Source organism: Bordetella genomosp. 12 (assembly GCF_002261355.1).
GTDB lineage: Bacteria > Pseudomonadota > Gammaproteobacteria > Burkholderiales > Burkholderiaceae_B > Bordetella.
The window spans coordinates 1,025,694-1,051,981 of record NZ_NEVU01000001.1; the positions used below are offsets into that span (position 1 = coordinate 1,025,694).

25 protein-coding genes are annotated in these 26,288 nt (G+C 68.0%); 16 read left to right on the plus strand and 9 right to left on the minus strand.

Translation table 11 applies throughout. The features are described from left to right. Positions 1–11: 11 nt before the first annotated feature. Positions 12–1,013 (minus strand): ABC transporter substrate-binding protein, encoded by a 1,002-nt coding sequence (locus tag CAL22_RS04815; RefSeq protein ID WP_094810824.1) that lies wholly within the window; start codon positions 1,011–1,013, stop codon positions 12–14. Between the two features lie 224 nt (positions 1,014–1,237). Here CAL22_RS04815 and CAL22_RS04820 point away from each other — a divergent pair, with 224 nt between their 5' ends. The 3 genes from CAL22_RS04820 to CAL22_RS04830 all read left to right on the plus strand — a co-directional run bounded on the left by CAL22_RS04820 (position 1,238) and on the right by CAL22_RS04830 (position 4,088). After that, entirely contained in the window at positions 1,238–2,308 is a 1,071-nt protein-coding gene (locus CAL22_RS04820; protein ID WP_094810825.1) for an LLM class flavin-dependent oxidoreductase, read from the plus strand. A gap of 95 nt (positions 2,309–2,403) precedes the next feature. Next, a complete protein-coding gene (locus tag CAL22_RS04825; protein WP_094810826.1) occupies positions 2,404–3,189 on the plus strand; it encodes an alpha/beta fold hydrolase in 786 nt (261 codons plus the stop codon). A 134-nt stretch (positions 3,190–3,323) separates the two neighbouring features. Next, entirely contained in the window at positions 3,324–4,088 is a 765-nt protein-coding gene (locus CAL22_RS04830) for a MipA/OmpV family protein (RefSeq protein WP_094810827.1), read from the plus strand. Between the two features lie 342 nt (positions 4,089–4,430). On the opposite strand, the gene CAL22_RS04835 is transcribed toward CAL22_RS04830, so the two are convergent. From CAL22_RS04835 to CAL22_RS04845, 3 genes are all read right to left on the minus strand, one after another. Then, complete coding sequence (locus CAL22_RS04835) at positions 4,431–6,809, minus strand: TonB-dependent receptor (RefSeq protein WP_244193781.1); 2,379 nt, start codon at positions 6,807–6,809, stop codon at positions 4,431–4,433. Between the two features lie 92 nt (positions 6,810–6,901). Next, entirely contained in the window at positions 6,902–7,897 is a 996-nt protein-coding gene (locus CAL22_RS04840) for a FecR domain-containing protein (RefSeq protein WP_094810828.1), read from the minus strand. After that, positions 7,894–8,397 carry a sigma-70 family RNA polymerase sigma factor gene (locus CAL22_RS04845; protein WP_094810829.1) on the minus strand — a complete coding sequence of 168 codons (504 nt, stop codon included), beginning with the start codon at positions 8,395–8,397 and terminating at the stop codon, positions 7,894–7,896. Before CAL22_RS04845 ends, CAL22_RS04840 begins: the two co-directional genes overlap by 4 nt. Positions 8,398–8,562: 165 nt before the next feature. Here CAL22_RS04845 and CAL22_RS04850 point away from each other — a divergent pair, with 165 nt between their 5' ends. Beyond that, on the plus strand, positions 8,563–8,889 hold the full coding sequence (locus CAL22_RS04850; protein ID WP_094810830.1) for a hypothetical protein: 327 nt from the start codon (positions 8,563–8,565) through the stop codon (positions 8,887–8,889). Between the two features lie 143 nt (positions 8,890–9,032). Then, complete coding sequence (locus tag CAL22_RS04855) at positions 9,033–9,632, plus strand: nitroreductase family protein (RefSeq protein ID WP_094810832.1); 600 nt, start codon at positions 9,033–9,035, stop codon at positions 9,630–9,632. 77 nt (positions 9,633–9,709) lie between these two features. On the opposite strand, the gene yghU is transcribed toward CAL22_RS04855, so the two are convergent. Together yghU and CAL22_RS04865 are read right to left on the minus strand one after the other, a co-directional pair. Then, positions 9,710–10,570 (minus strand): glutathione-dependent disulfide-bond oxidoreductase, encoded by an 861-nt coding sequence (gene yghU, locus CAL22_RS04860; RefSeq protein WP_094810833.1) that lies wholly within the window; start codon positions 10,568–10,570, stop codon positions 9,710–9,712. A gap of 105 nt (positions 10,571–10,675) precedes the next feature. After that, the gene (locus tag CAL22_RS04865) at positions 10,676–11,341 is read right to left on the minus strand and encodes an alpha/beta hydrolase (protein ID WP_094810834.1); all 666 of its coding nucleotides are present in this window, start codon (positions 11,339–11,341) and stop codon (positions 10,676–10,678) included. A 318-nt stretch (positions 11,342–11,659) separates the two neighbouring features. On the opposite strand from CAL22_RS04865, the gene CAL22_RS04870 reads away from it, so the two are divergent. Then, on the plus strand, positions 11,660–13,222 hold the full coding sequence (locus CAL22_RS04870) for an ABC transporter substrate-binding protein (protein WP_244193782.1): 1,563 nt from the start codon (positions 11,660–11,662) through the stop codon (positions 13,220–13,222). On the opposite strand, the gene CAL22_RS04875 is transcribed toward CAL22_RS04870, so the two are convergent. After that, positions 13,209–14,126, minus strand: coding sequence for a LysR substrate-binding domain-containing protein (locus CAL22_RS04875; protein ID WP_094810836.1), 918 nt, complete (start codon positions 14,124–14,126; stop codon positions 13,209–13,211). The genes CAL22_RS04870 and CAL22_RS04875 overlap by 14 nt on opposite strands. Before the next feature lie 86 nt (positions 14,127–14,212). On the opposite strand from CAL22_RS04875, the gene CAL22_RS04880 reads away from it, so the two are divergent. The 9 genes from CAL22_RS04880 to CAL22_RS04920 all read left to right on the plus strand — a co-directional run bounded on the left by CAL22_RS04880 (position 14,213) and on the right by CAL22_RS04920 (position 22,308). Then, entirely contained in the window at positions 14,213–15,316 is a 1,104-nt protein-coding gene (locus tag CAL22_RS04880) for an NAD(P)/FAD-dependent oxidoreductase (RefSeq protein WP_094811132.1), read from the plus strand. After that, a complete protein-coding gene (locus CAL22_RS04885) occupies positions 15,297–15,593 on the plus strand; it encodes a (2Fe-2S)-binding protein (protein WP_094810837.1) in 297 nt (98 codons plus the stop codon). The genes CAL22_RS04880 and CAL22_RS04885 overlap by 20 nt, the downstream gene beginning before the upstream one ends. Continuing rightward, the gene (locus CAL22_RS04890; RefSeq protein ID WP_094810838.1) at positions 15,590–16,990 is read left to right on the plus strand and encodes an NAD(P)/FAD-dependent oxidoreductase; all 1,401 of its coding nucleotides are present in this window, start codon (positions 15,590–15,592) and stop codon (positions 16,988–16,990) included. Before CAL22_RS04885 ends, CAL22_RS04890 begins: the two co-directional genes overlap by 4 nt. Next, positions 16,987–18,111, plus strand: coding sequence for an NAD(P)/FAD-dependent oxidoreductase (locus CAL22_RS04895; protein ID WP_094810839.1), 1,125 nt, complete (start codon positions 16,987–16,989; stop codon positions 18,109–18,111). Before CAL22_RS04890 ends, CAL22_RS04895 begins: the two co-directional genes overlap by 4 nt. Beyond that, entirely contained in the window at positions 18,108–19,049 is a 942-nt protein-coding gene (locus tag CAL22_RS04900) for an ABC transporter permease (RefSeq protein ID WP_094810840.1), read from the plus strand. The genes CAL22_RS04895 and CAL22_RS04900 overlap by 4 nt, the downstream gene beginning before the upstream one ends. Then, a complete protein-coding gene (locus tag CAL22_RS04905) occupies positions 19,046–19,912 on the plus strand; it encodes an ABC transporter permease (RefSeq protein ID WP_094810841.1) in 867 nt (288 codons plus the stop codon). The genes CAL22_RS04900 and CAL22_RS04905 overlap by 4 nt, the downstream gene beginning before the upstream one ends. After that, complete coding sequence (locus CAL22_RS04910) at positions 19,909–20,901, plus strand: ABC transporter ATP-binding protein (protein ID WP_094810842.1); 993 nt, start codon at positions 19,909–19,911, stop codon at positions 20,899–20,901. Before CAL22_RS04905 ends, CAL22_RS04910 begins: the two co-directional genes overlap by 4 nt. Before the next feature lie 23 nt (positions 20,902–20,924). After that, positions 20,925–21,893 carry an ABC transporter ATP-binding protein gene (locus CAL22_RS04915; RefSeq protein ID WP_244193783.1) on the plus strand — a complete coding sequence of 323 codons (969 nt, stop codon included), beginning with the start codon at positions 20,925–20,927 and terminating at the stop codon, positions 21,891–21,893. A gap of 67 nt (positions 21,894–21,960) precedes the next feature. After that, a complete protein-coding gene (locus tag CAL22_RS04920; protein WP_094811134.1) occupies positions 21,961–22,308 on the plus strand; it encodes a YcgJ family protein in 348 nt (115 codons plus the stop codon). Positions 22,309–22,314: 6 nt separating this feature from the next. Here CAL22_RS04920 and CAL22_RS04925 read toward each other — a convergent pair whose 3' ends face one another. Together CAL22_RS04925 and adh are read right to left on the minus strand one after the other, a co-directional pair. Further along, positions 22,315–22,695, minus strand: coding sequence for a DUF779 domain-containing protein (locus CAL22_RS04925; RefSeq protein WP_094810844.1), 381 nt, complete (start codon positions 22,693–22,695; stop codon positions 22,315–22,317). Positions 22,696–22,750: 55 nt separating this feature from the next. After that, a complete protein-coding gene (gene adh / locus CAL22_RS04930) occupies positions 22,751–24,280 on the minus strand; it encodes an aldehyde dehydrogenase (protein WP_094810845.1) in 1,530 nt (509 codons plus the stop codon). Positions 24,281–24,485: 205 nt separating this feature from the next. Between adh and CAL22_RS04935 the strand changes: the two genes are divergently transcribed. After that, the gene (locus CAL22_RS04935; RefSeq protein ID WP_094810846.1) at positions 24,486–26,228 is read left to right on the plus strand and encodes a sigma-54-dependent Fis family transcriptional regulator; all 1,743 of its coding nucleotides are present in this window, start codon (positions 24,486–24,488) and stop codon (positions 26,226–26,228) included. Positions 26,229–26,288: the final 60 nt, after the last annotated feature.

Below are 26,288 nucleotides of genomic sequence, written 5' to 3' on the forward strand. Positions count from 1 at the left end.
TGCGCGGGTGTTCATTTGGCTTTGGCGTAGAAGCTGGTGTCAAAGAGCTGATCGACATCGACGCGTTCGGCCTGGGTGCCCAACTGGGCCTGGAAGTCCTGCAGCTGCCCGGTGGCTTTCACGATGGCGCGCGGATCGGCTTCGAACTGGTCGCGCGAGTTGCGGATGGACGCCTCGACCAAATCCTGCGGCAGGCGGCCGCCGCCGACGTATTTCTGCACGTAGCCGGCGGCCTTGGCCGGGTCGTCGCGCAGCAGCGCGGTGGCGCCGATCTGCGCGCGCACCAGGGCCTGCACCAGCTCGGGATGTTCCTTGATCAGCTTTTCACGCACGAGCAGCACGGCGCCCGGCTGTTTCGGGAACAGCTGCGAGCCGCGCGCGACCACGCGCGCTTCGGGTTGACGACGCAACACCGAGGTGGTGGTGGGCTCGAGCACGGCCGCCCCGTCGATGGCGCCGGTCATGAGCGACTGCTGAATCTGAGCTTCGCCTTGGTACACGAAGTCGATATCGGCCAGGTCGGCTTTCAGCACGTTGCGCAACCAGTACTGCAGGGCGGCTTCGGGCACCGCGCCCTTGGGGTAGCTGGCGATGACCGCCTTGCGGCCTTTGTCGTGGGCGAAGCGGGCAAACGCGGTGGACGGATCGCCCGAGGCGAAGTACGGCGCCAGCGGCCCCAGCGCCAGCACGCCGACCTGTTCGACGATATTGGAAGCGACCACTTTGATATCGGCGCCCTTGGCGCGCGCCACCAGGGCCGGCCCGATGCCGACATAGGCCGCATCGAGCTGGCCGGCGATCAAGGCCTGGGTCAGGGCCGGGCCGCTCTGGAATTGCACCAGTTTGGGCTGCGTGACGCCGCCGGCGGCCAGCGAGCCGTCTTCCAGCGCGACGAAGAGCTGAGCGTCGGGCAGGATGGGCAGATAGCCGATTTCCAGCGTGGGAGAGGCAGCCTGAGCGGCGGTGCCCAGACCGGCGGCCAGCAAGGCGGTGGCAAACAGCTTACGCAACATGATTCTGTGGTCCTGTAGCCCTTTATGGGCATTGCTTATGTCTTAATAATTTTAGGGAAGTTAATGACAATATTTCATTCATTTTGGTTATATACATAGTTGCGCAGACGGGGTTCGCGGCCGGCGGCGAATATTGCCGCTGGCTATAAGCGTCCAAGCGATCGGTCTTCGACCGGCGCGCCCCCTTGCGGCAAGCTGGTGTTTTTTCAGGGCCGGCTTCGCGCATGACGACTTCCGAATATCTCTGGTACATCCCCAATCACTCCGATGCGGGGCACCGTGGCGACCTGGCCACCGAGGATCACAACAGTCTCGAGACGCTCACGCGCCACGCGCTCGCCGTGGAACAGCATGGCTGGACCGGCGCGCTGCTGGGCGCGGGCTGGGGGCGGCCGGATACGTTCACGGTGGCCACCGCGCTGGCGGCGCGCAGCACGCGTTTTGAGCCGCTCATCGCCATCCGGCCAGGGTATTGGCGGCCAGTGCAGTTCGCCGCCGCGGCCGCCACGCTGGATCAGTTGAGCGGCGGCCGGGTGCGCGTGAACATCGTCTCGGGCAAGGATGATCTGCAGGCCTATGGCGATGCGGAGGGCGGGCAGCACGAGCGCTATGCGCGCACGCGCGAGTTCATGCAGTTGACCCGCCGGCTCTGGACGCAGGAAACGGTCAATTATGAGGGCGAGTTCTTCCAGGCCCGCAACGCCCGGCTGCGGCCCCAAGTGGTGACGCGGGGCGTGCGGCGGCATCCCAAGCTGTACTTCGGCGGCGCTTCCGAAGCGGCCGAGCGCGTGGCCGCCACCGAGGCTGATGTGCAATTGTTCTGGGGCGAGCCGCTGGCCGACCTGGCCGAGCGCATCGCGCGCCTGAAGGCGCTGTCGGCGCGGCTGGGGCGCGAACACGCGCCGCTGGAGTTCGGTCTGCGCATCACCACCGTGGTGCGCGAGACCTCGGAGCAGGCCTGGGCCGACGCCCAGGCGCGGGTGGCCCAGATGGCGCTCGGGCAAACCGGGGCCTGGCACGATCACCGCCGCGAGGTGGCGGTCGGCCAACGCCGTTTGTTCGATTTGCAGCAGCGCGGCGAGGTGCTGGACGACAACCTCTACACCGCGCCGGGCCGGCATGGCGGCGGCGGGGCGGGCACGACCTGGCTGGTGGGGTCGGCGCCCGAAGTGGCCGCGGCGTTGCGGAAGTACCAGGATCTGGGCATCACCCAGTTCGTGCTTTCCGATACGCCTTATCTGAGCGAGATCGAGCGGCAGGGCCGGGCGCTGTTGCCGCTGTTGCGCCACGGCTGAGCGCGGCGGGCGCGCCGCGGCACGCCGGCACGAGAGGGCAAGCACAAGCCCGGCGAGGGCGCTAATATCGTGCTCTTTCTTGTCTGGCGGCCATCATGCTCACGACGCAGGACCACTTCATCGAGACCGCTTGGGGGCGTTTGTTCGCCCGCCGCTGGCAGGCTGGCACGGCCGGGCTGCCGCCCATCGTGCTGCTGCACGACTCGCTGGGCTGCGTGGCGTTGTGGCGCGATTTTCCCGAGCATCTGGCCCAGGCGGCCGGCCGCGACGTGATCGCCTATGACCGGCTGGGCTTTGGCCGTTCGGATCCGCATCCAGGACGATTGGGCTTGGATTTCGTCAGCCGGGAGGCGAGCGAGGGGCTGCGCTGCCTGCGCGAACAATTGGGCTTCGGGCCGTTTGTCGCGATGGGGCACAGCGTGGGCGGGGGCATGGCCATCGTGGCGGCGGGCGGTGATGCGCAGGATTGCCGGGGCCTGATCACCGAGTCGGCGCAGGTCTTTGCCGAAGCGCGCACCCTGCGCGGCATCCGCCAGGCGCGCGAGGATTTCGCTCTGCCCGGCCAGCTCGACCGCTTGAAGAAGTATCACGGCGACAAAGCCGCCTGGGTGCTCAGCGCCTGGGTCGATAGCTGGCTGGCGCCCGAGTTCGCGTCGTGGAATCTGGATGCCGAGCTGGCCCAGGTCCGCTGCCCGGTGCTTGCCCTGCACGGCGACAACGACGAGTACGGTTCGCTGGAACACGCCGAGCGCATCGCCCGCCTGACGGGCGGGCGCAAGCAGGTGTTTGCCCAGTGTGGCCACGTGCCGCACCGCGAGCAGGAGGACGCCGTGCTGGCGGCGATCGGCCAGTGGCTGGACGACGCGCGGCAGGCGCGCTAGGGGCTGCGGGGACGCGACTGTCGCGCCCGGCCAACGCTGGCGGCGCAGCGGCTGAGAGAAATGCATTCAAACCCGGATAATATCGCCGGCAACGGCGGGCATGAGCCTGCCCACAACGCAAGCAAGGAGTCCTGATGTACGTCGGAGTGTTTACGAGAGGCGCGCTGGCAGCGGCGGCGCTGTTGGCTTGCTCGCAAGCCATGGCGCAGAGCCAGAATTTCATCGGGCTGGGCGTGGGCGTCGTCCCGGTGTATGACGGGTCGAGCAAGTACCGGACCGTGCCGCTGCCGCTCATCAATTATGAGTCGGGCCATTTTTTCATCACGCCGCGCGCGGGCCTGCCGGCCATGGGCTTGAAAACCACGCTCGCGCCTGACCTGAGCGCGGGTGTCTTCATCGGCGCGAACCTGGGTCGCGACGCCAGCGACTCCGACCGCACCCGTGGCATCGGCGACATCAAGTTCCATGCCGCCTACGGCGCTTATGTCGAATGGGCGCCGGGCCGCTACTCCCTGGGCGCGGCCTATCGCCAGGCCGCGCGCAGCGGTTACGGCGGCGCGCTGGAGCTGCGCACCTCCTATGCGGTGCTGCAGAGCGAGCGCAACAGCGTGCGCGTGGGCGCGGCTACGCAATGGGGCAGCCGCGACGATATGCAGACCTGGTTCGGCGTGACGTCTTCGCAGGCCGCCAATAGCCGCGAAGGCCTGTCGACCTACTCGCCGTCCGCGGGTTTCAAGTCGGCGTCGCTGTTCGCCAGCTGGGCTTACCGCTTCGATGCGCGCTGGAGCATGCTGGCCAACCTGGGCGTGAGCTCGGTGCTGGGCGATGCGCGCGACAGCCCGCTGAACGAGCGGCGCACGAACCTGTTCGGCAGCGTGGGCATGGTCTACGCATTCTGAACGTCCGTGCCGCGCGGCATGGTATGCCGCCCGCGACGCGAAGCCAGGCCTGACGGCCTGGCTTTTTTGTTTCATGAGGAGGCCCCTGCCGCCCTCGGGGGGGCCACGCCAAGGCGCGCTACACCAGGCGCAGCAAGTGCTCAGGCGAGCGCAGCATAGGCCGGTGCGATCCCGGGCTCGGCCCGGCGTGTCCATCCGGCAGTTGCCGCCCGCGATGCGGCGGGTAGAAGCGCCTGAGGCGGCATAAAGCTGCTCCCCGAGGCGACGACCGCGCACCCGGCATAGGGGGCCCAACCTCCCGAGGTTCTCACAGAAGGTTGGACACCGGTCTTTGCTTGCGTGCTAGAAGTCTATCTGCGCCGACAGCAGAACGGCGCGCGGCGCGGCCACGGAGGCGTAGGTGCCGCTGGCCAGCCAATAGCTCTTGTTGAACAGGTTCTCTACATTGGCGCGGAACACCACTGCGTGGCCCATCACGCGCGTGCTGTAGCGCGCGCCCACGTCATAGCGGGTCCATGACGGCAGGCGGATGGTGTTGGCGGCGTTGAACCAGGCCGACGAGGTATGGATCACGCGCGCGTTCAGGCTCAGCCCCTGGACCCAGGGCATGTCCCAGTCCACCCCCAGGTTGAAGGTGCTGTCGGGCACGCCGTTGGCATCGTTGCCGTCATTGACGCCGCCCGCGCTGCGGGTGATCTTGGCGTCATAGAAGGTCGCGCTGGCCATCATGCGCAAACCCGAGACGACCTCGCCCATGGCCGCGAGCTCGAAACCGCGATTGCGCTGCTCGCCGTCAAAGCTGTAGATGTTGGTGTTCGGGTCGGTCAGGGAGTTGGGGCGCTTGATCTGAAAGACCGAGGCGCTCGTGATGACACTGCCCCAATCGACCTTCACGCCGGCCTCGTACTGCTTGGACTTATAGGGTGCAAACACCTGTCCGGCGTTGGCCGCCGTGGCGGGGGCCACGCCGCCGCGCGTCAGGCCGGAGGTGAAGTTGCCGTACAGCGAGACATTGGACCAGGGCTTGAACACCACGCCGGCCAGCGGCGAGACGGCGCTCTCGTCATAGGAACTGGTGAGATCGCCCGTGGCGGTGGAGTAGTTGTCCAGGGCCACACGCTGCTGCCGCAGGCCGCCGGTGATCATCAGGCGGTCATCGGCAAACGACAGCGTATCGGCCAGCGTGAAACTGGTGAGCGCGGTCTCCGAGGCCTTGTTGGGCGAGCCGCGATGGCCGTCGACGTCGGGCAGCGGCGTGGGGTGGTAGATGTTCGACGGCACCGTGCCCGTCGAGGTGATGTAGAAATTGCCCAGCTCCTGATCCAGGCGCGTCGCGCCCAGGGCCAGGTTGTGCTTGACACCCCAGGTGTCAAAACGCGCGCGCAGCCCGACTTCGCCGGTGGAGGTGCGCGAGTATGAGTCGTAAAAGGCGTTGCGGGCGGTGAAATTACCGTCCGGGTCTACCGGGCCGGACGGGAAGGTCTGGTCGGCGGTGCCATAGCGGTAGCCACCGGCGGCGTAGACCGTCACGGCGTCGTTCAGGTCGTACTCCACGCGCGAGGCCACGGTGGAGTCTTCGAGTTTGAGCTGGGTGCCCGGGTAGAAATTGCGGTGGCCCGAGGGCGGCGAGGGCAGTTCGGTCACCGATGACTGAAAGCCGACCTGGGGGCGGAAATTGTCGGTGCGCTCGCGTTGCGTAAAGGCATCCAGCGACCAGCGCAGCCGCTCGCCGCGATAGTCCAGCGCCAGCGCGCCCACGCCCTGGCGTTGGCTGCCGTCATCCAGCGTGGTGTCGCCATTGTGATAGACGCCGTTGACGCGGATGCCCCACTCATTGTTGTCGCCGAAGCGGCGGCCCATATCGACCATGCCGCCCAGCTGTGATTTGTCCTGATAGGTGGCGGTCACGCGGGTGAGCGGATCGTCGCCGGCGCGCTTGGTCGCCACATTGATGCCGCCGCCGATGCTGCCGTTGGGACCGACGCCATTCATGAGGGTGCCGGGCCCCTTGAGCACTTCGACCCGCTCCATGATCGCAGCCGGCATGCGGCTCGAGGAGGTCAGGCCGAACAGGCCGTTGAGGCCGACATCACCGCTGGACACGGTGTAGCCCCGGATCTGGAAGTCTTCACCGAAGCCGCCGCTGGAGGTCAGGGTGCGGACCGACGCCTCGTTGACGACCACATCGGCCAGCGTGCGCGCCTGCTGGTTTTCCAGCGTCTGGACGGTGTAGTTGGTGGTGTTGAACGGGACGTCCATGACGTCGGCGCTGCCCAGCATGCCCAGGCTGCCGCCGCGGGCGATCTGACCGCCGGCGTAGGGCGCGGTCACGTCGCCGGCGGCCGCCACCGTGATGGCCTGCAACTGGGCCACGCCGCCGCTGCGTTCGAGGACGTAGCCGCCGGCGCCTTGCGGGCGGACCTGAATGCCGGTGCCGCTGAGCAGGCGTTCAAGGCCGGCTTGCACGGTGAAGCTGCCGTGCAGGCCGGCGCTGTCCAGACCCTGCGTGACGTCGGGACGGAAGGACAGCATGACGCCGGCCTCGCGGCCAAAGCGCCCGAGCACGTCTTCGAGCGTGCCGGCGGGGATGTCGAAATGGCGCGCGGCCTGGGCCTGGGCGGCCAGGGGCCAGGCCAGGGAGGCGGTCGCGCCCAGCGCGCCCAGGGCCAGGCGGGTAGCCAGGGTGACGGTGCGCAGGGAAAGAAGAGAGCGTTGTTTCATGGACAGGTCTTTCTTGAGGATGGTGTTCACTCCTCATGACCCGCGAGACGTCAAAAGAGATCAGCGATCGGACGGGTTTTTTGTAACAGTGCTCAGGACAGATGCAGCCGCCGCGCGCGCCAGAGCGGTTCCTGGGTGTCCAGGTGCAGGCGCAGAGTGACGGCCACGGCCGCGAGCACGCGGGCCGCGTCGCCCGTGGGGAAGGAACCCGAGACCCGCAGATCGGCCACCTCCGAACCGCAGGACAGGCTGTCGTCGGTGTAGCGGCCCAATTCGGTGAGAAAGTCGGCCAGCCGCATCCCGCGAGCGACGATGAAGCCGTCTTTCCAGGCGAGGTCGCGTTCGTCGGCCGGCCCGGCCTGGTCAATGCCGGAGGCGGTATAGCGGGCGCGCCGCCCGGCCTCCAGCAGCAGACCCTGGGCGGGATGATCCCGCGGTTCGATCTGCACCTGGCCCGCGATGACGTTGACGCAGGTCTGCTGAGGGTGTTGCCGCACGCTGTACTGCGTACCGAGCGCGCGCGCCACGCCCTGGCGCGTCTGCACCAGAAAGGGCCGCGGCGGGACGTGCGGATCGGGCGCGGTGGTGATCAGGATTTCGCCGGCGACCAGGTACAGGCGTCTTTCGGCGGGCCCGAAACGCACATCGACGGCGCTGTGCGTATTGAGCAGGATGCGCGTGCCGTCGGGCAGGTTGAGCGAGCGGCGCTGGCCGGTGCCGGTGCGTTGATCGGCCGCCCATTCGCGCCAGGCGATCGTGTCGCGCAGCGCCCAGGCCGAGCTGCCCGCCATGGCCAGCACCGCCAGGGCCTTGAGACCGTGGCGCCGCCGCGGCAGCAGGGCCGCGCGGGTGGCCAGGGCGCTGTCGGGCGCGGCCAGCGTGCGCAACTGGCCCATCACCGATTCGATGCGCGACCAGGCCCGCGCGTGGTCGGGGTGGGCGTCATGCCATTGCTCCCAGGCCCGGCGGGTCTGGGGCGAATTGTCTTCACGCAGCTCCAGCAGCCAGTGCAGGGCGCGTTCGGCCACGTCGGCCGACACGCCGCTGGCGTCAGGCGCGTTGCGGTACCAGGTCGAAGGCAGGGTCATCGGAAGGCTGCGAGGTCGGCGAAGCAGCAGCGCGCCAGCGCCCGGACGATGTGGCGTTTGACGGTGGGCACGGACACGCCCAGCGTCGCGGCGACCTCGGCATGGGTCTGGCCGTCCAGTTGCGACAACAAAAAGGCGCGGCGCACGATGGCCGGCAGACCGTCGAGCTGGCGATCGAGTTCGAACAGAGTTTCCAGCAGCAGGGCGCGCTCTTCCGGCGAGCGGGCCAGGGGCTGCGGCGCCAGGGCCAGCGCCTCCAGGTAGGCGCGTTCGAGTTTTTCGCGCCGCCAGTGGTTCGACAGCAGCCGCTGCGCCACGGTGGTCAGAAAGGCGCGCGGCTCGTCCAGGGCGGCGGGGACGCGCTCGCTGCACAGCAGGCGGATGAACGTGTCGTGCGCCAGGTCGGCGGCCTGTTCCGTATTGCCCAGACGGCGCTGCAGCCACCCTCGCAACCAGGAGTGGTGGTCGATATAGAGGGTTTCTAGGGTCGTGGGCTGCACACAGAATCTCGCCGTTTGCCTGATTGGGCTGGCGTGCTGTCTCGCGCGTCCGGCCGGGGATCAAACCGGTAATAGTAATCGTTATTGTTTTTCGGGTCGAAATCGGTGCTGCAGCGCCCGCGCCGCGGCCGTATCATGAACAGGGCAGGGAGCAAGGAGCAGGCGATGGATCTGGAAACGGCGTATTGGGATGGCGAGCTGGTGATTTCGGTGCAACCGCGCGAGGTGCGCATGAGTCACTGGATCCATGCGCCTCGGGCTTGGCGCGCTTCCGACGGCCAGTGGCTGTTCGACCTGACCGGCAGCGATTGGGATCTCTACGGCGTCAGCGGCGAGGACGAAGACTGCCTGGTCCTGGCTCTGCGGCGTTACCCGGGCGGCCAGGGTCTGTTGCGGCTGACGATCGCGCGCGGCAGCCTGCAAATGCACCTCGAAGGCCAGGCGGTCGAGGCCGGGGATTTGCTGCCGCGCCTGCAGGCCATGCCGCGCTGAGGCGGCCACTGTTGCCAGCGCTGGAACAATCTGTCCCGTACTGGTGTGCGGATGCAGTGCAATAAACGCTGGCACCCCGGCTGGCTGGCTAGGTAGAATCCCTCACGTCTCCTCTCTGTTCAACCCTCAAAGGCAATAAGGTCATGAGCAACGCTTATCTCGACGCGCTCAAGCAGCGCCGCACCCAATACGCCCTGGGCCGCAATGTTTCCCTGTCCAAGGAAGCCCTGGTCAATCTGATCCAGGAAGCCATCAAGCACAGCCCGTCTTCCTTCAATTCGCAGACTTCGCGCGCCGTGGTGCTGTTTGGCGCCGAAAGCGAAAAGCTCTGGGCCCTGGCCACCGACGAAGTGCGCAAGGTCGCGCCGGCCGAGGGTTTCGAAAAGACCGAAGCCAAGCTCAAGAGCTTTGCCGCCGGCGTGGGCACGGTGCTGTTCTTCGAAGACCAGGACGTCGTGCGCGGCCTGCAGGAGAAGTTCGCGCTGTACGCCGACAACTTCCCGGTCTGGTCGGAGCAATCCAGCGGCATGGCCCAATTGTCGGTGTGGTCGGCCCTGGCCAGCGCCGGCGTGGGCGCCAGCCTGCAGCACTACAACCCGCTGATCGACGGCGTGGTGGCGCGCGAGTGGAAGGTGCCGGCTTCGTGGAAGCTGCGCGCGCAGATGCCCTTCGGCTCGAACGAGTCGTCGCAGACGGAAAAGGCCTTCATGAACGACGCGGACCGCTTCATCGTGGTCGGCTGATCGTTCCGGTCTGAAATGCAACAGGGGCCTGCGGGCCCCTGTTGCATTTGTGGCCCGCCTGGGGCGGGCCTGCGGCGTCAGGCCTTGGCGACCTTGTCGAAGTCGCTGGCGTCGTGACGTTCGGGCAGTTGCTCCGACAGCGGGCCGCGCACGCGGTTGACGATGCGCCCGCGTTGCACGGCGGGGCGGGCCAGCAGCGTGTCGGCCCACCGCAGCACATGGCGGTACTCGTGCGCGGCAAGAAACTCGGCCGCGTCGTAGATCCAGCCCTTGACCAGGCCGCCATACCAGGGAAAGACCGCCATGTCGGCGATCGTGTAGGTGTCGCCGGCGAGAAAGGCGTTATCGGCCAGGCGGCGGTCCAGCACATCGAGCTGGCGCTTGGTTTCCATGGTGAAGCGGTCGATGGCGTACTCGATTTTGACGGTGGCGTAGGCATAGAAGTGGCCGAAGCCGCCGCCCACATAGGGGCCGCTGCCCATCTGCCAGAACAGCCAGGACAGGCACTCGGCACGCTGCGCCGGATCGGCCGGCAGAAAATCGCCGAACTTCTCGGCCAGGTAGAGCAGAATCGCGCCGGACTCGAACACCCGTATGGGCGTGGCGCCCGAGCGGTCCATCAGGGCGGGGATCTTGGAGTTGGGGTTGATGTCGACAAAGCCGCTGCCGAACTGATCACCCTCGCCGATACGGATGAGCCATGCATCGTATTCGGCACCCGTGTGCCCGCGCGCCAGCAGCTCTTCGAGCAGGATGGTGACTTTCTGGCCATTGGGCGTGCCCAGCGAATAGAGCTGCAGCGGATGGCGGCCCACCGGCAGGATTTTGTCGTGGGTCGCGCCGGAGATGGGGCGGTTCAGGCTGGAGGCATTGGAGGCGGTGCTGGCGCTGTGCTTGTTCCAGGTCCAGACCTTGGGAGGGGTGTATTCCGTCGTCATGGGGGGCGCTCCGGTAGGGGATGACGAGAACGATTGTCCCGCCTTTTGCCGCCGGGGCGTCCATTACCCCTGCCGGAGCGCGTGGTTTCAGCCGCCTGCCAGCCTTTAGCCGGCCAGGTGCGCGCGCACCTGATTCAGCAGCAGCGGCAGCGCGCCGGAAAAAAAGTGGTCCGCGCCGGGCACCACGATGACCGGATGCCCGCTGGGCCGCGCCCATTCCATCAGCAAGGCCAGGGGCGCCTGCGCATCCCGTTCGCCATGGATGAGGGTGACCGATTCCGGCAGTTCGGGCGTGTCGTAGAAGCGTTCGGCCGGCACTTCGCCCACGGGCAGACCGGCCAGCGCCACGCGCTCGGCGGGGGTGCCGGCATCGAGCAGGGCGCGCGCCACGCGCGCCTGCACATAGGCGCCAAACGAAAACCCCACCAGTGCCAGCGGCAGGCCCGGCGCCTGGGTTCGCAACGCCCGCGCCAGGGCCAGCATGTCCGTGCTTTCGCCCTCGCCATGATCGTATTGGCCGGCGCTGCCGCCCACGCCGCGAAACGCCGGGCGCACGGCCAGCCAGCCGTCGTCGCGCAAAGTATGGGCCAGGCGGTGCGGAATCTTGTGCCGCGGGCTGCCGCCCAGCAGCGGTTGGGGATGGGTGATGAGGGCGATGCCGCGCGGCGGCCCGCAGGGCGCGTCCACGAGCACCTCGATGTCGCCGGCCGGGCCGGCAAACAGGTGGGTTTCGGTTTTGCCGGCGGCGGTGGCAATCAGGGGCGCGGGCATGCGAGGTTCCGTCAGGTTAGGGCAGGCGCTATCGTAGCGCGGCGCAAAGCGGCAGACGCCGGCCTGACCCTCCGGACGCGTGCCGCACGGCGTTTTGGTCTCGGTGTTTACCCTCGACGGGCCCCCCCGCGCGGGCTCAGTAGTTACCACTAGCCGGGCAGGGGTCTCCCAGGGACACGCGGGGGTTTTCATTTGAGATATAACCCTGCGGAATAGGCAGTGCAGCTTAAGGACTTTGACGCCATGTTGTCCGGGTTTTAGTCTGCGCTACATCCAACAATGGCCACGCTGAGATGTGGCGAAATCCAGGGGAACTCCATGAAGCGGAAAGTCTTGATGCGTTGCGGTCTGGTGGTGGCGCTGGCGGCCTGTGGCCTGTCCTCTTCGGCCTGGGCCGATGCGCGGCAGATGCTGCGTGTGAGCTCCGGTGCGGCCGACAACGCCACGCTGGATCCGCACCGCGCCACCTCCACGGCCGACAAGGGCGTGGCGGCTGAAATGTTCAATGCGCTGGTGCGCTTTCCGCCCGGCAGCGCCGACCCGAAAGCGCTGGAGGCCGATCTGGCCGAGCGCTGGGAGTCCTCGCCCGACAGCAAGACCTGGACCTTCCATCTGCGTCATGGCGTGAAGTTCCACGGCGGTTACGGCGAGCTCAAGGCCGATGACGTGGTCTATTCCATCCAGCGCGCCGCGGATCCCAACCGCTCCAGCTTCGCCGCCGCCTTCGGGCTGATCGACAAGGTCGAGGCCCTGGACGATTACACGGTGCGCTTTACGCTCAAGTACCCGGACGCCGCCTTCCTGGGACGCGTGTCCAACTACCACGGCGGCAACATCGTGAGCAAAAAGGCCGCCGAGAAACTGGGCGACAAGTTCGGCGCCACGCCCGTGGGCACGGGGCCGTTCGCCTTTGGCGAGCATGTCACGCAGCAATACGTCAAGCTGGTGGCCAACGATGATTACTTCCGCGGCAAGCCCAAGCTGGCCGGCATCATGTACCGCATGATTCCTTCCGACAGCGCGCGCGAGCTGGCCTTCACGTCCAATGAGATCGATGTGATGCAGGGCAAGCGCGAGCAGCGCTGGGTCGAGCGTTCGGGCAAGCGCGGCATGCAGGTCGATATTTTCGAGCCGGCCGAGTTCCGCACGCTGCACGTCAACCGCAACATCAAACCGCTGGACAATCCCAAAGTGCGCGAGGCCATTGCCGCGGCCATCAACGTCGATGAAATCGTGCGCTATGCCGGCAAGGACGTGGCCGACAAGGGCTGTTCGGTCGTGCCCAATGGCTATCTGGGCCAGGATTGCGGTGTGGGCGCCTACGCCTACGATGTCGAGCGCGCCAAGAAGCTGCTGGCCGAGGCGGGGTTCCCCAACGGCATCCAGATCAAATCCGTGGTGTCGAATATCTCGGCGCAGCAACCCATCATGGAGATCGTGCAGGCGCAGCTGGGCAAGGCCGGCATCAAGCTGGACATGGAGGTGGTCGACCATGCCACCTACCAGGCCAAGAGCCGGCAGGATCTGAGCGGGCTGGTGTTCTACGGCGCGGCCCGTTTCCCGAATGCCGACACCTATCTGACCGAGTTCTACGACTCGGCCGCGGCCATCGGCGCGCCGGGCGCGATGTCGAACTTCTCGCATTGCAGCGTGGCCGATGATGCCATCCGCCAGGCCCGCGTCGAACCGGATGCGCAAAAGCAGCTGGCGCTGTGGAAGGATGCGCAAGCCAAGATCCGCGCCGATGTCTGCGCCGTGCCGCTGTTCGGCCTCAAGCAGGTGTGGGTGCACAGCGACCGCGTGAAGTACGGCTACAAGCTGGGCGGCGCGCTCAATCTGCAGCCGCCCATCACCGAGCAGACCAGCGTCACTGCCCCTTAAGGACTTCGCGCGAGACTTGCGCGGCGGTGTCGCGCACGTCTTGCACGAAATCTTCGATCAGCGCCGCGTTGCGCGACGCCTGAGCCCGGCACAGTTGGAAATGAAAATGCAGCTCCGGATCGAAGCGCCGCAGCACGAGGCGGCTTTGCATGCCTTCGGCGAACAGCGGATGGATCAGCGACACCCCCAGACCGGCGGCGACGAACTCACAGGCCGTCGGCGCGGTGTTGGTGTCGACCACCACATTGATGGGCAGCCCGGCCGTGTTGAAGGCCTGCTGCACCAATTGATGGGTCTGGCTGTCCGCGCCGAAGGACACGAAGGGCAGGCCGGCCAGATCGCGCGGCCGGATCACCCGTTTGCGCGTCAGGACATGGTTGACGGGCATGGCACAGACCAGGGGCTGGCGGAACAGCGGCTCGCGGTCGATGTAGGGGTTGTCCACGTGACTGCCCAGCAGGGCCACATCGATATGGCGCGTGGCCAGCCAGTCGGCCAGAAAGAGCGAGCCCCGGCTCTGGATGGACACGCGGACATCGGGATGGCGCTTGAGGAACTGCATCGTCACGCGGCGGGTGAAGGCGCCGGCCAGCGCCGGGAGCACGCCCACGTTGAGGGTGCGCTGCTCGGCGCGGCGGATGGATTCGACCGCCTGTTCGACCTGGCGCAAGCCGTTGAAGACCCGGTCGATCTCGCGGTAGAGGCGCATGCCCTGCGCGGTGGGCGCGAGCTTGCCGCGCACCCGGTCAAAGAGCGTGAGGCCGCTGTCGGCCTCCAGATGGCTGAGCAGTTTGCTCACGGCGGGCTGCGAAACGCCCAGCGCGGTGGCCGCCTGGCTGACCGTGCCGTGCTCGATCACCGCCTTGAAGGCTTCGATCTGGCGGAGATTGAGGACGTCTTTCATGAGCAGAAACGGACATGAATACAGAGGGTAGTCAAAAAGGTTATATGGCCGTGGCGGACAAGGCAAGCGCCGAAGCCGATGTCATCGTGGCTGGCGCGGGCATGGTGGGCGCGGCCATCGCCTACGGGCTGGCGGGCCTGGGGCAGCGCGTGCTGCTGATCGACGGCGCCGATACCGACTATCGCGCCGCCAAAGCCAACTTCGGCCTGGTGTGGCTGCAAGGCAAAGGGCAGGGCAACCCGCACTATCAGCGCCTGTCGCACCGGTCGGTGTTGGCGTGGCCGGCGTTTGCCAGCGAGCTCGAGGAGGTCAGCGGCATAGACCTGCAATATGAGCGGCGCGGCGGCCTGCATTTCTGTCTGGGCGAGCAGGAACTGCAGGCGCGCGCGGCGCGCATGCAGGCCTGGCGCCAGCAGGCGCCCGAGGTTGGTGACTGTGTAAGCATCCTGGCGCGTGACGAGTTGCTGCGGCGCTTTCCGGGGCTGCGCCTGGGCCCGGACGTCAGCGGCGCGAGCGTGGGCGAACTGGACGGCCACGCCAATCCCTTGCGGCTGCTGGCAGCCCTGCAGGCGGGGTTTCAGCAGCGCGGCGGCCGGCTGTGGGGAAATGCGCCCGTGAGCGCCATCCGGCCGATGACGGGCGGCGGGTTTGAAATCGATGCCGGCGGACGCCGGGCACGCGCCGCGCGCCTGGTCATCGCGGCGGGCCTGGGCTGCATCGGCCTGGGGCCGATGGTGGGGCTGGATGTGCCCTTGCGGCCGCAGCGCGGGCAGATCATGGTGACCGAACGGCTCGCGCCGCTGCTGCCCGTGCCGGGCAGCGGTATCCGCCAGACCGGCGAAGGCACCGTCATGGTGGGCCTGACGCAGGAGGAGGTGGGCTACGACCTGTCGACCACCACCGATGCGGCCGTGCGCATGAGCCGTAATGCTTTGCGCATCCTGCCGGCGCTGGCGCAGGCCCGGCTGGTGCGCCAATGGTCCTGTCTGCGCGTCATGACGCCGGACGGCTGTCCTGTCTATGCCTCCTCGCAGCAATTTCCCGGCGCTGATATCGCGCTTTGTCATTCGGGCGTCACCCTGGCGGCCCTGCACGCCGGCGACTACGCGCGCGGCCTGGCCGCGGGTGCCCCGCCTTCTTTCCTGGAAGTCTTCCATCATGAGCGCTTCAATGTTCAGAAAGTTGCATGAATCCGGTGCCGCGTCGCTGACGCTCACCATCGATGGCGAGCCGGTCAAGGCCGAAGCGGGCGAAAGCGTGGCGGCCGTGCTGCTGCGCCAGAGCACGCCGGCCAGCCGCAGCACGCCGGTCAATGAAAGTCCGCGCGCGCCCTATTGCATGATGGGCGTGTGTTTCGAGTGCCTGGCCGTCATCGACGGGGTGGCCTCGACGCAATCCTGTATGGTGCCGGTGCGCGAAGGCATGCGGGTCGAACGCCAGCACGGCAAGCGGAGCGTGCAAGCATGAAGCGCGAATTCGATGTCGTCGTGATTGGGGCCGGCCCTGCCGGCATGAGCGCGGCCATACGCCTGCGCGAGCAGCAGATGCGGGTGTTGGTCGTCGATGAACAACCGGCGCCGGGCGGTCAGATCTGGCGCGCGGTCGAGACCGTGGCCGCCACGCAGACCGGACGGCTGCTGGGCGATGAGTATCGCGCCGGCGCGGCGCTGGCCGAGCGCTTCCGTCAGTGTGGCGCGGTTTATGAGCCGCAGACGCAGGTCTGGCAGATCGAGACCGGCTGGCACGTGTACGTGACGCGCGAAGGCCGCGCCGAAGTGGTGCGCGCCGACCGCGTCGTGCTGGCCATCGGCGCGCAGGAACGCCCGGCGCCCTTTCCGGGATGGACCCTGCCCGGCGTGCTCACCGTGGGCGCGGCGCAGATCCTGCTCAAAACCGCGCGGCAAGTGCCGGCCGCGCCCGTCTGGGTGGCGGGCAGCGGCCCGCTGCCCTTGCTGTATATGGCGCAGTTGCTGCGCGCGGGCGGCAAGATCGCGGGCTGGCTGGACACGACCGCGCCGGGCGCTTGGCGCCGGGCGCTGCCCTGGGCCGGCGCGGCGCTGGCATCCTGGGGCGAGGTGCGCAAGGGCCTGGGCTGGCTGCGCGAGTTGAAGCAGGCCGGCGTGCGGCGCGTGCGCGGCGTGACGGGCTTGCGCGCCCTGGGCGAGAACGCCTTGCGTGAAATCGAATACACCTTGGCCGACGGCAGCCGCCGCCGCGAGCCGGCCACGGTGTTGCTCTCGCATGAGGGCGTGGTGCCGTCCATTCACATGACACGAGCGCTCGAGTGCGCCCATCACTGGGACCCGCGCCAGGCCTGTCTGGCCCCCGACCTGGATGCCTGGGGGCAGACCAGCCGTGAAGGCGTGTACGTGGCCGGTGACGCAGCCGGCATAGGCGGCGCGCTGGCCGCCTGCGCACGGGGCGAGCTGGTGGCCCTGGGCGTGGCCCGGCAGGCCGGCCGCCTGGAGGCGCAGGCCGCCGAGCGGGCCGCCGCGCCCTTGCGCGCCAAGCTCGACGGGCTGCTGCGCCTGCGGCCCATGCTCGACGAGATGTACCCGCCGCGCGCCAGCATTTTCAATCCGCCGGATGACACCATCGTGTGCCGCTGCGAGGAACTCACCGCCGGCGACATCCGCCGCGCGGCGCGCATCGGGCAGCCCGGCCCCAATCAAGTGAAGTCATACACCCGCGCGGGGATGGGCCCCTGCCAGGGACGTCAGTGCGGTTACACCATCGCCCATATCGTGGCCGCCGAGGAACAGCGGCCCGTGGCCGAAGTGGGGTTCTACCGTATCCGGCCGCCGCTCAAGCCGCTCACGCTGGGCGAGCTGGCATCGCTGGACATCGAGGACGAGCAAGCATGAGCGCGCCTATTTTCGATGTCGTCGTGATCGGCGGCGGGCTGCATGGCCTGTCGGCCGCGTTGCACATCGCCCGGCAGGGCAAGCGGGTGGTGGTGATCGAGCGTCATTGGACCGGACGCCATGCCTCCGGCGCTACCGCCGCCGGCGTGCGTACCCTCAACCGCGACCGGCGGGAGTTGGATCTGTCGTTAGAGGCGCTGGACATGTGGCACAACATGGCGGCGCTGGTCGGTGATGATTGCGGTTTTCACGCGCATGGCCAGATCTGCGTGGCCGAGACCGAGCAGGGCCTGGCCAAGCTGGCCACGCGCGTGGAAGGCTTGCGCGCGGCCGGCTACACCCATGAGGAGTTGATCGATGCCGCCGAGTTGCGCCGCCTGCTGCCGGCGCTCAGCCCGCATTGCGTGGGCGCGTCCATGGTGCGGCGTGACGGCGCGGCCGATCCGCACCGGGCCTTGCGCGCGTTCCGCGCCAGCGCCGAAGCGGCGGGCGTCACGCTGGTGGAACATTGCGCCGTGATGGACCTGCGGCGCCAGGGCGCGGATTGGTGTGTGGTCACCGAGCGCGGCGAGTGGGTCGCGCCCGCGGTGGTCAATGCCGCCGGCGCATGGTCTGCCCGCATTGCCGCCATGGCGGGCGACGAGATTCCGCTCGATACCAAGTCCTCCATGATGATGGTCAGCGAACGCTTGCGGCCCTTTATCAAACCGGTCGTCGCCATCGTCGGGCGTTCTTTGTCCTTCAAGCAATCCGATCAGGGCACCCTGGTGATCGGCGGTGGCCTGCAGGGCACGCCCAATCTGGAGCGGGAAACGTCGACGGCACGCATGCGCGTGCTGGCCAAGGGCGCGCATGCGGCCACCGATCTGTTTCCCATGGTGCGCGATATCCGCATCGTGCGCGTCTGGGCCGGGCTGGAAGCCAAGACCGAGGACCTGCTGCCCGTCGTCGGGCCTTCGCCCAACGCGCCGGGGCTGTTCCATGCCTTCGGCTTTTCGGGGCACGGTTTCGAGCTGGTGCCGGTGGTGGGCGCCCTGATGGCCGACCTGGTGCTGCGCGGCTCGACGTCGCGGCCCATCGAGGCGCTGCAAGCCACGCGCCTGATGGGGGGGCAGCCATGATCCGTTACGCCATCAAACGTCTGCTGCTGGCGATTCCGACCCTGCTGGCCATGTTGACCGCGGTGTTCGTGCTCGTGCGTCTGGTGCCGGGCGACCCGGCCGCGGTGATGCTGGGCGACCAGGCCAGCGCCGAGGCGCTGGCTGCCTTGCGCCTGCGCCTGGGCCTGGATCTGCCCATGCACGAGCAATACCTGCGCTTTCTGGGCGACATGCTGACGGGCAATTTCGGCGTCTCCATGGCCAGCGGGCGCACGGTCTTGCAGGAGGTGGCGCTGGTGCTGCCCTGGACCTTGCAGCTGACCGCCGCGGCGGTGCTGATCGGCGTGGTCTTCGGCCTGCCGTTGGGGATCTGGGCGGCCTTGCGGCGCAATGCCTGGCCCGATTATCTGGGCCGGCTGCTCTCCTTGACCGGCCTGTCGTTTCCGGCCTTCGTCTCGGCCATTCTGATGCTGCTGGCCTTCGCCATCGAACTGCGCTGGTTTCCGGTCATTGGCAGCACGACGGCCACCGACTGGGGCACGCAGTTGCGCAACCTGACGCTGCCGGCCTTCAATCTGGGCCTCATCATGATGGCCTATGTGATGCGCGTGACCCGCTCGTCCATGCTGGGCGTGATGGGCGAGGATTATGTCCGCACGGCCCGCGCCAAGGGCGTGCGGCCCATGCGGCTGATCCTGCGGCACGGCCTGCGCAATGCGCTCATCCCGATCGTGACCGTCGTGGGTCTGTACTTCGGCACCTTGATCGGCAACTCGGTGCTGACGGAAATCGTCTTTAACCGGCCCGGCCTGGGCAAGCTCATCCTCGGTGCGCTCAACACGCGCGACTACACCCTGCTGCAGGGCCTGATGGTGGTGTTTGCCTCGTGCGTGATTCTCGTCAATCTTCTGACCGACCTGGTGTACGGGATGGTCGACCCCCGGGTGAAATACAAATGAGCGCCGTCGCATCCTCCGCCCGGCCCAACCCGCTGTTGCAGGCACTGGCGAAGAATCGCCTGTCGTGGGTGGGTATCGGGCTGCTGTTGATCATCATCCTCGCGGCCGTGTTCGCGCCCTGGCTGGCGCCGCACGATCCGCTGCAGCAGAACATCGCTTACCGCCTGGAGCCGCCGTCGGCGGAGTTCTGGCTGGGCACCGACAGCTACGGCCGCGATGTGCTGTCGCGCCTGATCTATGGCGCCCGGGTATCGCTGCTGGTGGGCTTCGTGGCCATCATGATCGCCATGTGCATCGGCTCGGCCCTGGGCATTCTGGCCGGCTATGTGGGCGGCGTCATCGATCAGGTCATCATGGGCCTGGTCGATGTGCTGCTGTCCTTCCCGACCCTGCTGCTGGGCCTGATGGTCGCGGCCATGCTGGGCGCCAGCCTGGAGAATCTCATCATCGCCATCGCCATCACCGAAATCGCGCCCTTCGTGCGCGTGGCCCGGGCGCCGACCATTGCGCTCAAGCAGCGCGACTTCGTCGAAGCCGGCCGGGCCCTGGGGTATGGGCCGTTGCGGCTCATGGGCGTGCACATCCTGCCCAACATGATCTCCGATGTGGTGGTGCTGGGCTCGCTGTGGATGGCCTCGGCCATCCGCACGGAGGCCTCGCTCAGCTTCATCGGGCTGGGCGTGCCGCCGCCGGCGGCCACCTGGGGCAGCATGATCCGCGAGGGCTTCGAGAACATCCTCGACGCCTGGTGGCTGACGGTCTTTCCCAGCCTGGCCATTCTCCTGACGGTGCTGGCGCTGAATCTGCTGGGCGATGCCTTGCGCGACGCCATCGACCCCAAACTGCGTTCGGAGCGATCATGAGCACTCCCGTACTGGAACTGCGACAACTGCGCACCGAGTTTCGCATCGGCGGCGCCTGGCATGCCGCCGTGCGGGATGTCTCGTTGACGGTTGCGTCCAATGAAACCCTGGCCGTGGTGGGCGAATCGGGCAGCGGCAAGAGCGTGACGGCGCTGTCGGTGCTGCGTCTGCTGCCGGCGGCCGGCGCGCGTCACGCCGGCGGCCAGATCCTGCTCGAAGGCCGGGATATCGCTCCCCTGCCCGAAAAGCAGATGATGCGGCTGCGGGGCGACGCCATCGCCATGATCTTTCAGGAGCCGATGACCTCGCTCAATCCCACCATGACGGTGGGCGACCAGATCGCCGAGGCCATCCGCCAGCATCGCAAACTGTCCTGGGCCGAGGCGCGCAAGCTGGCGCTGCAGGCCTTGCAGGAGGTCAAGATTCCGGCGGCCGAAAAGCGCTTCGATGCGTATCCGCACCAGTTCTCGGGCGGCATGCGCCAGCGCGTGATGATCGCGATGGCGCTGGCCTGTAAGCCGCGCGTCTTGTTGGCCGACGAGCCGACCACGGCGCTGGACGTCACCATTCAGGCGCAGATTCTGACGCTGTTGTCGGAGTTGAAATCGGCGCATGGCATGGCGGTGGTGTTTATCACCCACAATCTGGGCGTGGTGGCGCAGATCGCCGACCGTGTGGCGGTCATGTACGCCGGCGAGGTCGTCGAGACGGCCGATGTGCAGACCCTGTTCGCCCGGCCCCTGCATCCCTATACCGAAGCCTTGCTCAAGGCGATGCCGCGCGTGGATACCGACACTGCGTCGCTGGCGTCGATTCCGGGCGGGGTGCCCGCCATTACGGCCATGCCGCCGGGATGCGCGTTCGCGCCGCGCTGTCCGCTGCGCCAGCCGGGTTGCGACACGCAGCGTCCGCCGCTGACGGCCGTGGCGCCCGGGCACGAGGTGCGCTGCCTGGTCAGAGCCCAGCCCAGCCCGATAGGAACAGCATGAAGCACAGCGGCAAGGAAGAACAAATGGACGACATTCTCCAGGTCAGGAATCTGGTCAAACGCTTCGAGAGCGGCGGCGGCTGGCTGGGCGGCCAGAAGCAGGTCGTGCGGGCCGTCAACGATGTGTCTTTCAGCGTGCGGCGCGGCCAATCGCTGGGGTTGGTGGGCGAGTCGGGCTGTGGCAAGTCCACGGTCGCGCGCACGCTGCTGCGTCTGATCGAGCCGGATGAAGGCGATATCGTGTTCGACGGCCAGGACATCCGGCGTGCCGGCGCGCAGGCGTTGCGGGCTTTGCGGCGGCGGGTGCAGATCGTGTTCCAGGATCCGTATGCCTCGCTCAACCCACGCCGCACGGTACGCCAGGCGCTGACCGAGCCGCTGCACGTGCATCGCATGGGCAGCCCGGCGGAAATCGCCCGCAAGGTGGAGCAGGCCATCGTCGAGGTGGGCCTGCCCGCGTCGGCGCTGGACCGCTACCCCCACGAGTTTTCCGGCGGCCAGCGGCAGCGCATCGGCATTGCGCGCGCGCTGGTGCTCGACCCCGAACTCATCGTGGCCGACGAGCCGGTCTCGGCCCTGGATGTGTCGGTGCAGGCGCAGATTCTGCAATTGCTGGAGCGGCTCAAGCGCGATCGCGGCCTGTCTTTCGTCTTCGTCTCGCACGATCTGGGCGTGGTGCGCCACTTCTGCGACTCGGTCTGCGTGATGTATCTGGGCCGCATCATCGAGCAGGGCCCCACGGCGCAGGTGCTGGATACCCCCCGGCATCCCTATAGCCGGGTGCTGCGCGACTCTTCGCCGGTGCCCGATCCGCAAGCCCGCATCCGCCTCATGAAGATCGAGGGGGAGATTCCCTCTCCCACCCATCTGCCGCCGGGTTGCGCCTTTCACCCGCGTTGCGCCCGGGCCCAGGCCGATTGCCGCACGCAGGTGCCGGCCCTGGCGGGACAGGGCCAGGACCGGCTGGCGGCCTGTTTTCATCCGCTGGACTGAGCGCGGGCAGCCCGGCGGGCGCCGCCGGGCTACTATCCTGCTTGTCACGCACCGCAAGGGGATGGGCATGAAAACACTGCTTCGCATCATGGCGTTGGCCCTGGCGGCCACGACGGCGCAGGCCGCGCCCGCGCAGCCGCTGCGCACGCCGCAGGCCGGCGTGCTGTGCGACCGTCACTTCTGCGCCGACAAGCAGGGTCTGTCGGCCGCGCTGACCGAGAAATACCTCGGCGAGCGGGCGGCCGCGCGCTTGCGCGCGCAGGGGGACTTCGATCACCACGCCTTTACCTACGAGAACGGGGTGTTCTGCGATACGCGCGAACGCCTGTGCCGGGAAAACCGCTACTTCGGCAGCGACGGGCAACGCAGCGGCGCGGTGGAGCCGATCTTCACGCGCCTGCTGTTTCCCGAGTAAGCCGCTTCAGCCGCCGCGGCGGACCGGCGCGATATGCCGCCATTCCTCGTCGGCGTATAGGCGCGAGCGCAGCAGAAAGCGGCGGCCTTCGGCGCTGTCGAGCGAGAAGGCCCCGCCGCGTCCGGGCACCGCGTCGATGATGAGCTGAGTGTGCTCCCAGTAGGCGAACTGATCCTCGCCGATATAAAAGGGGCAGCCCTCGAGCTCGCCCAGCAGCACATCGCCCGCGCCGACGAGAAACTCGCCGGCCGGATAGCACATGGGCGAGCTGCCGTCGCAACAGCCGCCCGATTGATGGAACATCAAGGGACCGTGCTTGGCCCTGAGCACGGCGATGAGATCGCGGCCCGCCTCGGTGGCGACCACGCGCGGTGTGGTTTCGGTCATGGGCAGTGTCTCCGGCTATCGCGAGGCGGGACCGGCCAGGCCGGCCCCGGCCGCCTTAGAAAAAGCCCAAGGCCTTGGGCGAATAGCTCACCAGCAGGTTCTTGGTCTGCTGGTAGTGATCCAGCATCATCTTGTGGGTTTCACGCCCGATGCCGGATTGCTTGTAGCCGCCAAACGCGGCATGCGCGGGGTAGGCGTGATAGCAGTTGGTCCAGACCCGCCCGGCCTTGATGCCACGGCCCATGCGATAGCAGGTATTGATGTCGCGCGACCAGACCCCCGCGCCCAGGCCATAGAGCGTGTCGTTGGCCAGGGCCAGCGCGTCGTCGGCATCCTTGAAGGTCGTCACCGCCACGACCGGGCCGAAGATTTCCTCCTGGAAGACGCGCATGCGGTTGTGGCCCTTGAACACCGTGGGCTGCACGTAATAGCCGTCCGTCAGATGGCCCGCCGGCGGCGCGCGGCCGCCGCCGGCCAGGACTTCGGCGCCTTCCTGTTTGCCGATGTCCAGATAGGAGAGGATTTTCTCCAGCTGCTCGGCCGAGGCCTGGGCGCCCAGCATGGTGTCGCCGTCCAGCGGGTTGCCTTGCTTGATGGCCGCCACGCGCTTGAGCGCGCGCTCCATGAATCTGTCGTAGAGGGATTCCTGGATGAGCGCGCGGCTGGGGCAGGTGCAGACCTCGCCCTGGTTGAGCGCGAACATCACGAAGCCTTCGATGGCCTTGTCGAAGAACTCGTCGTCGGCGGCGGCGACGTTGTCAAAGAAGATGTTGGGCGATTTGCCGCCCAGCTCCAGCGTCACGGGGATGATGTTCTGCGAGGCATATTGCATGATCAGGCGCCCCGTCGTGGTTTCGCCGGTGAAGGCGATCTTGGCGATGCGTTTGCTGCTGGCCAGGGGCTTGCCGGCTTCCAGACCGAAGCCGGTGACGATGTTCAGCACGCCCGGCGGCAGGATGTCGGCGATCAGTTCGGCCCACAGCAGGATGCTCAGCGGGGTCTGCTCGGCGGGTTTGAGCACGACGCAGTTGCCCGCGGCCAGGGCCGGCGCCAGCTTCCAGGCCGCCATGAGAATGGGGAAGTTCCAGGGGATGATCTGGCCCACCACCCCCAGGGGTTCGCGGAAGTGATAAGCCACGGTGTCGTTGTCGATTTCCGATAGCCCGCCCTCCTGGCCGCGGATGGCCGAGGCAAAGTAGCGGAAGTGGTCGATGGCCAGCGGAATGTCGGCGGCGCGGGTCTCGCGGATGGGCTTGCCGTTGTCCCAGGTTTCGGCCGTGGCCAGTTGTTCCAGATTGGCTTCCATGACGTCGGCGATACGCAGCAGCAAGCGGGCGCGCTCGGCCGGCGCGGTGGCGCCCCACTTGGGCGCGGCGCGGTGCGCGGCATCCAGTGCCAGTTCGATGTCGCGCTCCGTGGAACGGGCATGCCGCGACAGGAGCTGCCCGGTCACGGGCGTGAGGTTGTCGAAAGTCGCGCCGTCGGCCGGGGCTTGCCAGCGCCCGCCGATGAAATTGCCGTACTCCTTTTTCAGCGCCAGGCGCGTGCCGTAGCTCTCGGGCGTGATGCGGGTCGCGAGGTCCATGTTTGTCTCCGGGGATAAGGGATGGGGGGCGGGGTGGCCCTGGTTTCCTCCAAGCAAAGTCCATGCCAGTAGACAGGGCCGTGTGGCGCATGCGAAATTAGGGCGGCGTGGACCTGCCCGCGCGTTGCCGGGCGGGTCTGTCTGTCGCGTTTTGCGACAGCGCCGCGCAACAGGTGTCGCAGAACGCCCGAGACGGAGACGATTCATGGTCCAACGACAACGAGCGCTGAGCCAGGCGCGCGCGCTTTTCAACGAGCAGGGCGTCTTGCCCAGCGGTTTGGTGGCCGAGCCCATCCTGCGCTCCTGGCGCCGCTGCGCCGAATGGGGCATCGACATGCGCGCCGCGCGCGTGCCCGAACCGCTTACCGCCGCGGAGTTGCGCCAGGCGCGCCAGCGCAATGAGATGCTGCGCCGCGTGGCCGAGCCTGCCCTGGCCAGCTTGCGCGGGGCGGGCGGCATCATCATCCTGACCGATGCGCAGGGGCTGGTGCTCGACTGCGAAGGCGACACCGGCTTTGCCGAACGCGCCCGGCGCGTGGCCTTGATGCCCGGCGCGAGCTGGGGCGAATCGGCCGCCGGCACCAATGCCATCGGGACGGCGCTGGCCGAAGGCCGGGCGCTGGTCGTGCAGGGCGCCGAACACTATCTGGAGTCCAACCGCATTCTGACCTGCATGGCCGTGCCGGTCTTCGACGGGCAGGGGCGGTCGCTCGGCGTACTGGATTTCTCCTGCCAGACCGCGCTGGCGCGCGCGGGCTTGCTCGAGCAGGTCCGCGCGGCGGCCGACGCCATGGAGCACGCCTTGTTCGAGGCCGACTTCGAACGGCATGAACGCCTGCATCTCGAGGGCGGCGCGATGCTGGCGTTCGACGGCGAGCGTCTGGCCGGCGCCAACCGTCAGGCCCGTGCCCTGCTGGGCCTGGACAGCGAGGGAATCGGCCGCCTGCGCTATGCCGACCTCTTCGACGGCGATCCGGCCCTGGGGGCGGTGCGCACGCGCCAGGGCGCGGCCCTGCGCTTGCGCGCATCGCATGGCCGCCGTCCGCCGGCGGCGCCCGCACCCGCCGTCCCGCCCGGCGTGCATTTCGAGCCGGCCACCCTGGCGGCGCTGGATCGCGCCGTGCGCTTGTGCGATGCCGGCTTGTCCGTCCTGCTGCAAGGCGAGACGGGCGCGGGCAAGGAGATGTTCGCGCGCGCGCTGCACGCCCGCAGCCGCCGCGCGCGCGGGCCCTTCGTGGCCATCAATTGCGCCGCCCTGCCGGAAAGCCTGATCGAATCCGAGCTCTTCGGTTACGAGGAAGGGGCCTTCACGGGGGCGCGCCGCCAGGGCAGCAAGGGCCTGTTGCGGCAGGCCCACGGCGGCGTGCTGTTTCTGGATGAAATCGGCGACATGCCGCTGGCCTTGCAGGCGCGGCTGTTGCGGGTGTTGCAAAGCCGCGAGGTCACGCCTCTGGGCGGGGGCAAGCCCGTCGACGTGGATTTCGCCCTGGTCTGCGCCACCCACCGGCCTTTGGCCAACGGGCAGGGCGACGCGCCGGTGCGCGCCGATCTCTATTTCCGTATCGCCGAATACACGGTGGCGCTGCCCGCGCTGCGCGAGCGCGCCGATCTGCCGGCGCTGGTGCGCCAGATGTGGCAGGCGCAAGCCGGGCCGGCGCTGCCGCCGGCGCTGGCCGACGAACTGGCCGCCTATGCCTGGCCGGGCAATTACCGGCAATTGAATGCCGTGCTGCGCACGCTGCGGGTGCTGGCTGCCGAGACCGGCGTGGTCGAGCGCGCGATGCTGCCGGCCGATGTCCGCGGCAGTGTGGCCGCGCCTGGCGACCTGGCGTCGGTCACCGGCGGCGCCATCGATGCCGCCCTGGCCGCGCATGGCGGCAATGTCAGCCGTGCCGCGCGCGCGTTGGGCGTGCACCGCAGCACCTTGTACCGCCGGCGGGCGCATTGACCGTGACGGCGAAGAAAGCCTGACAGCGCGCCCGCGCGGCGATACACTGCCCCACCATAA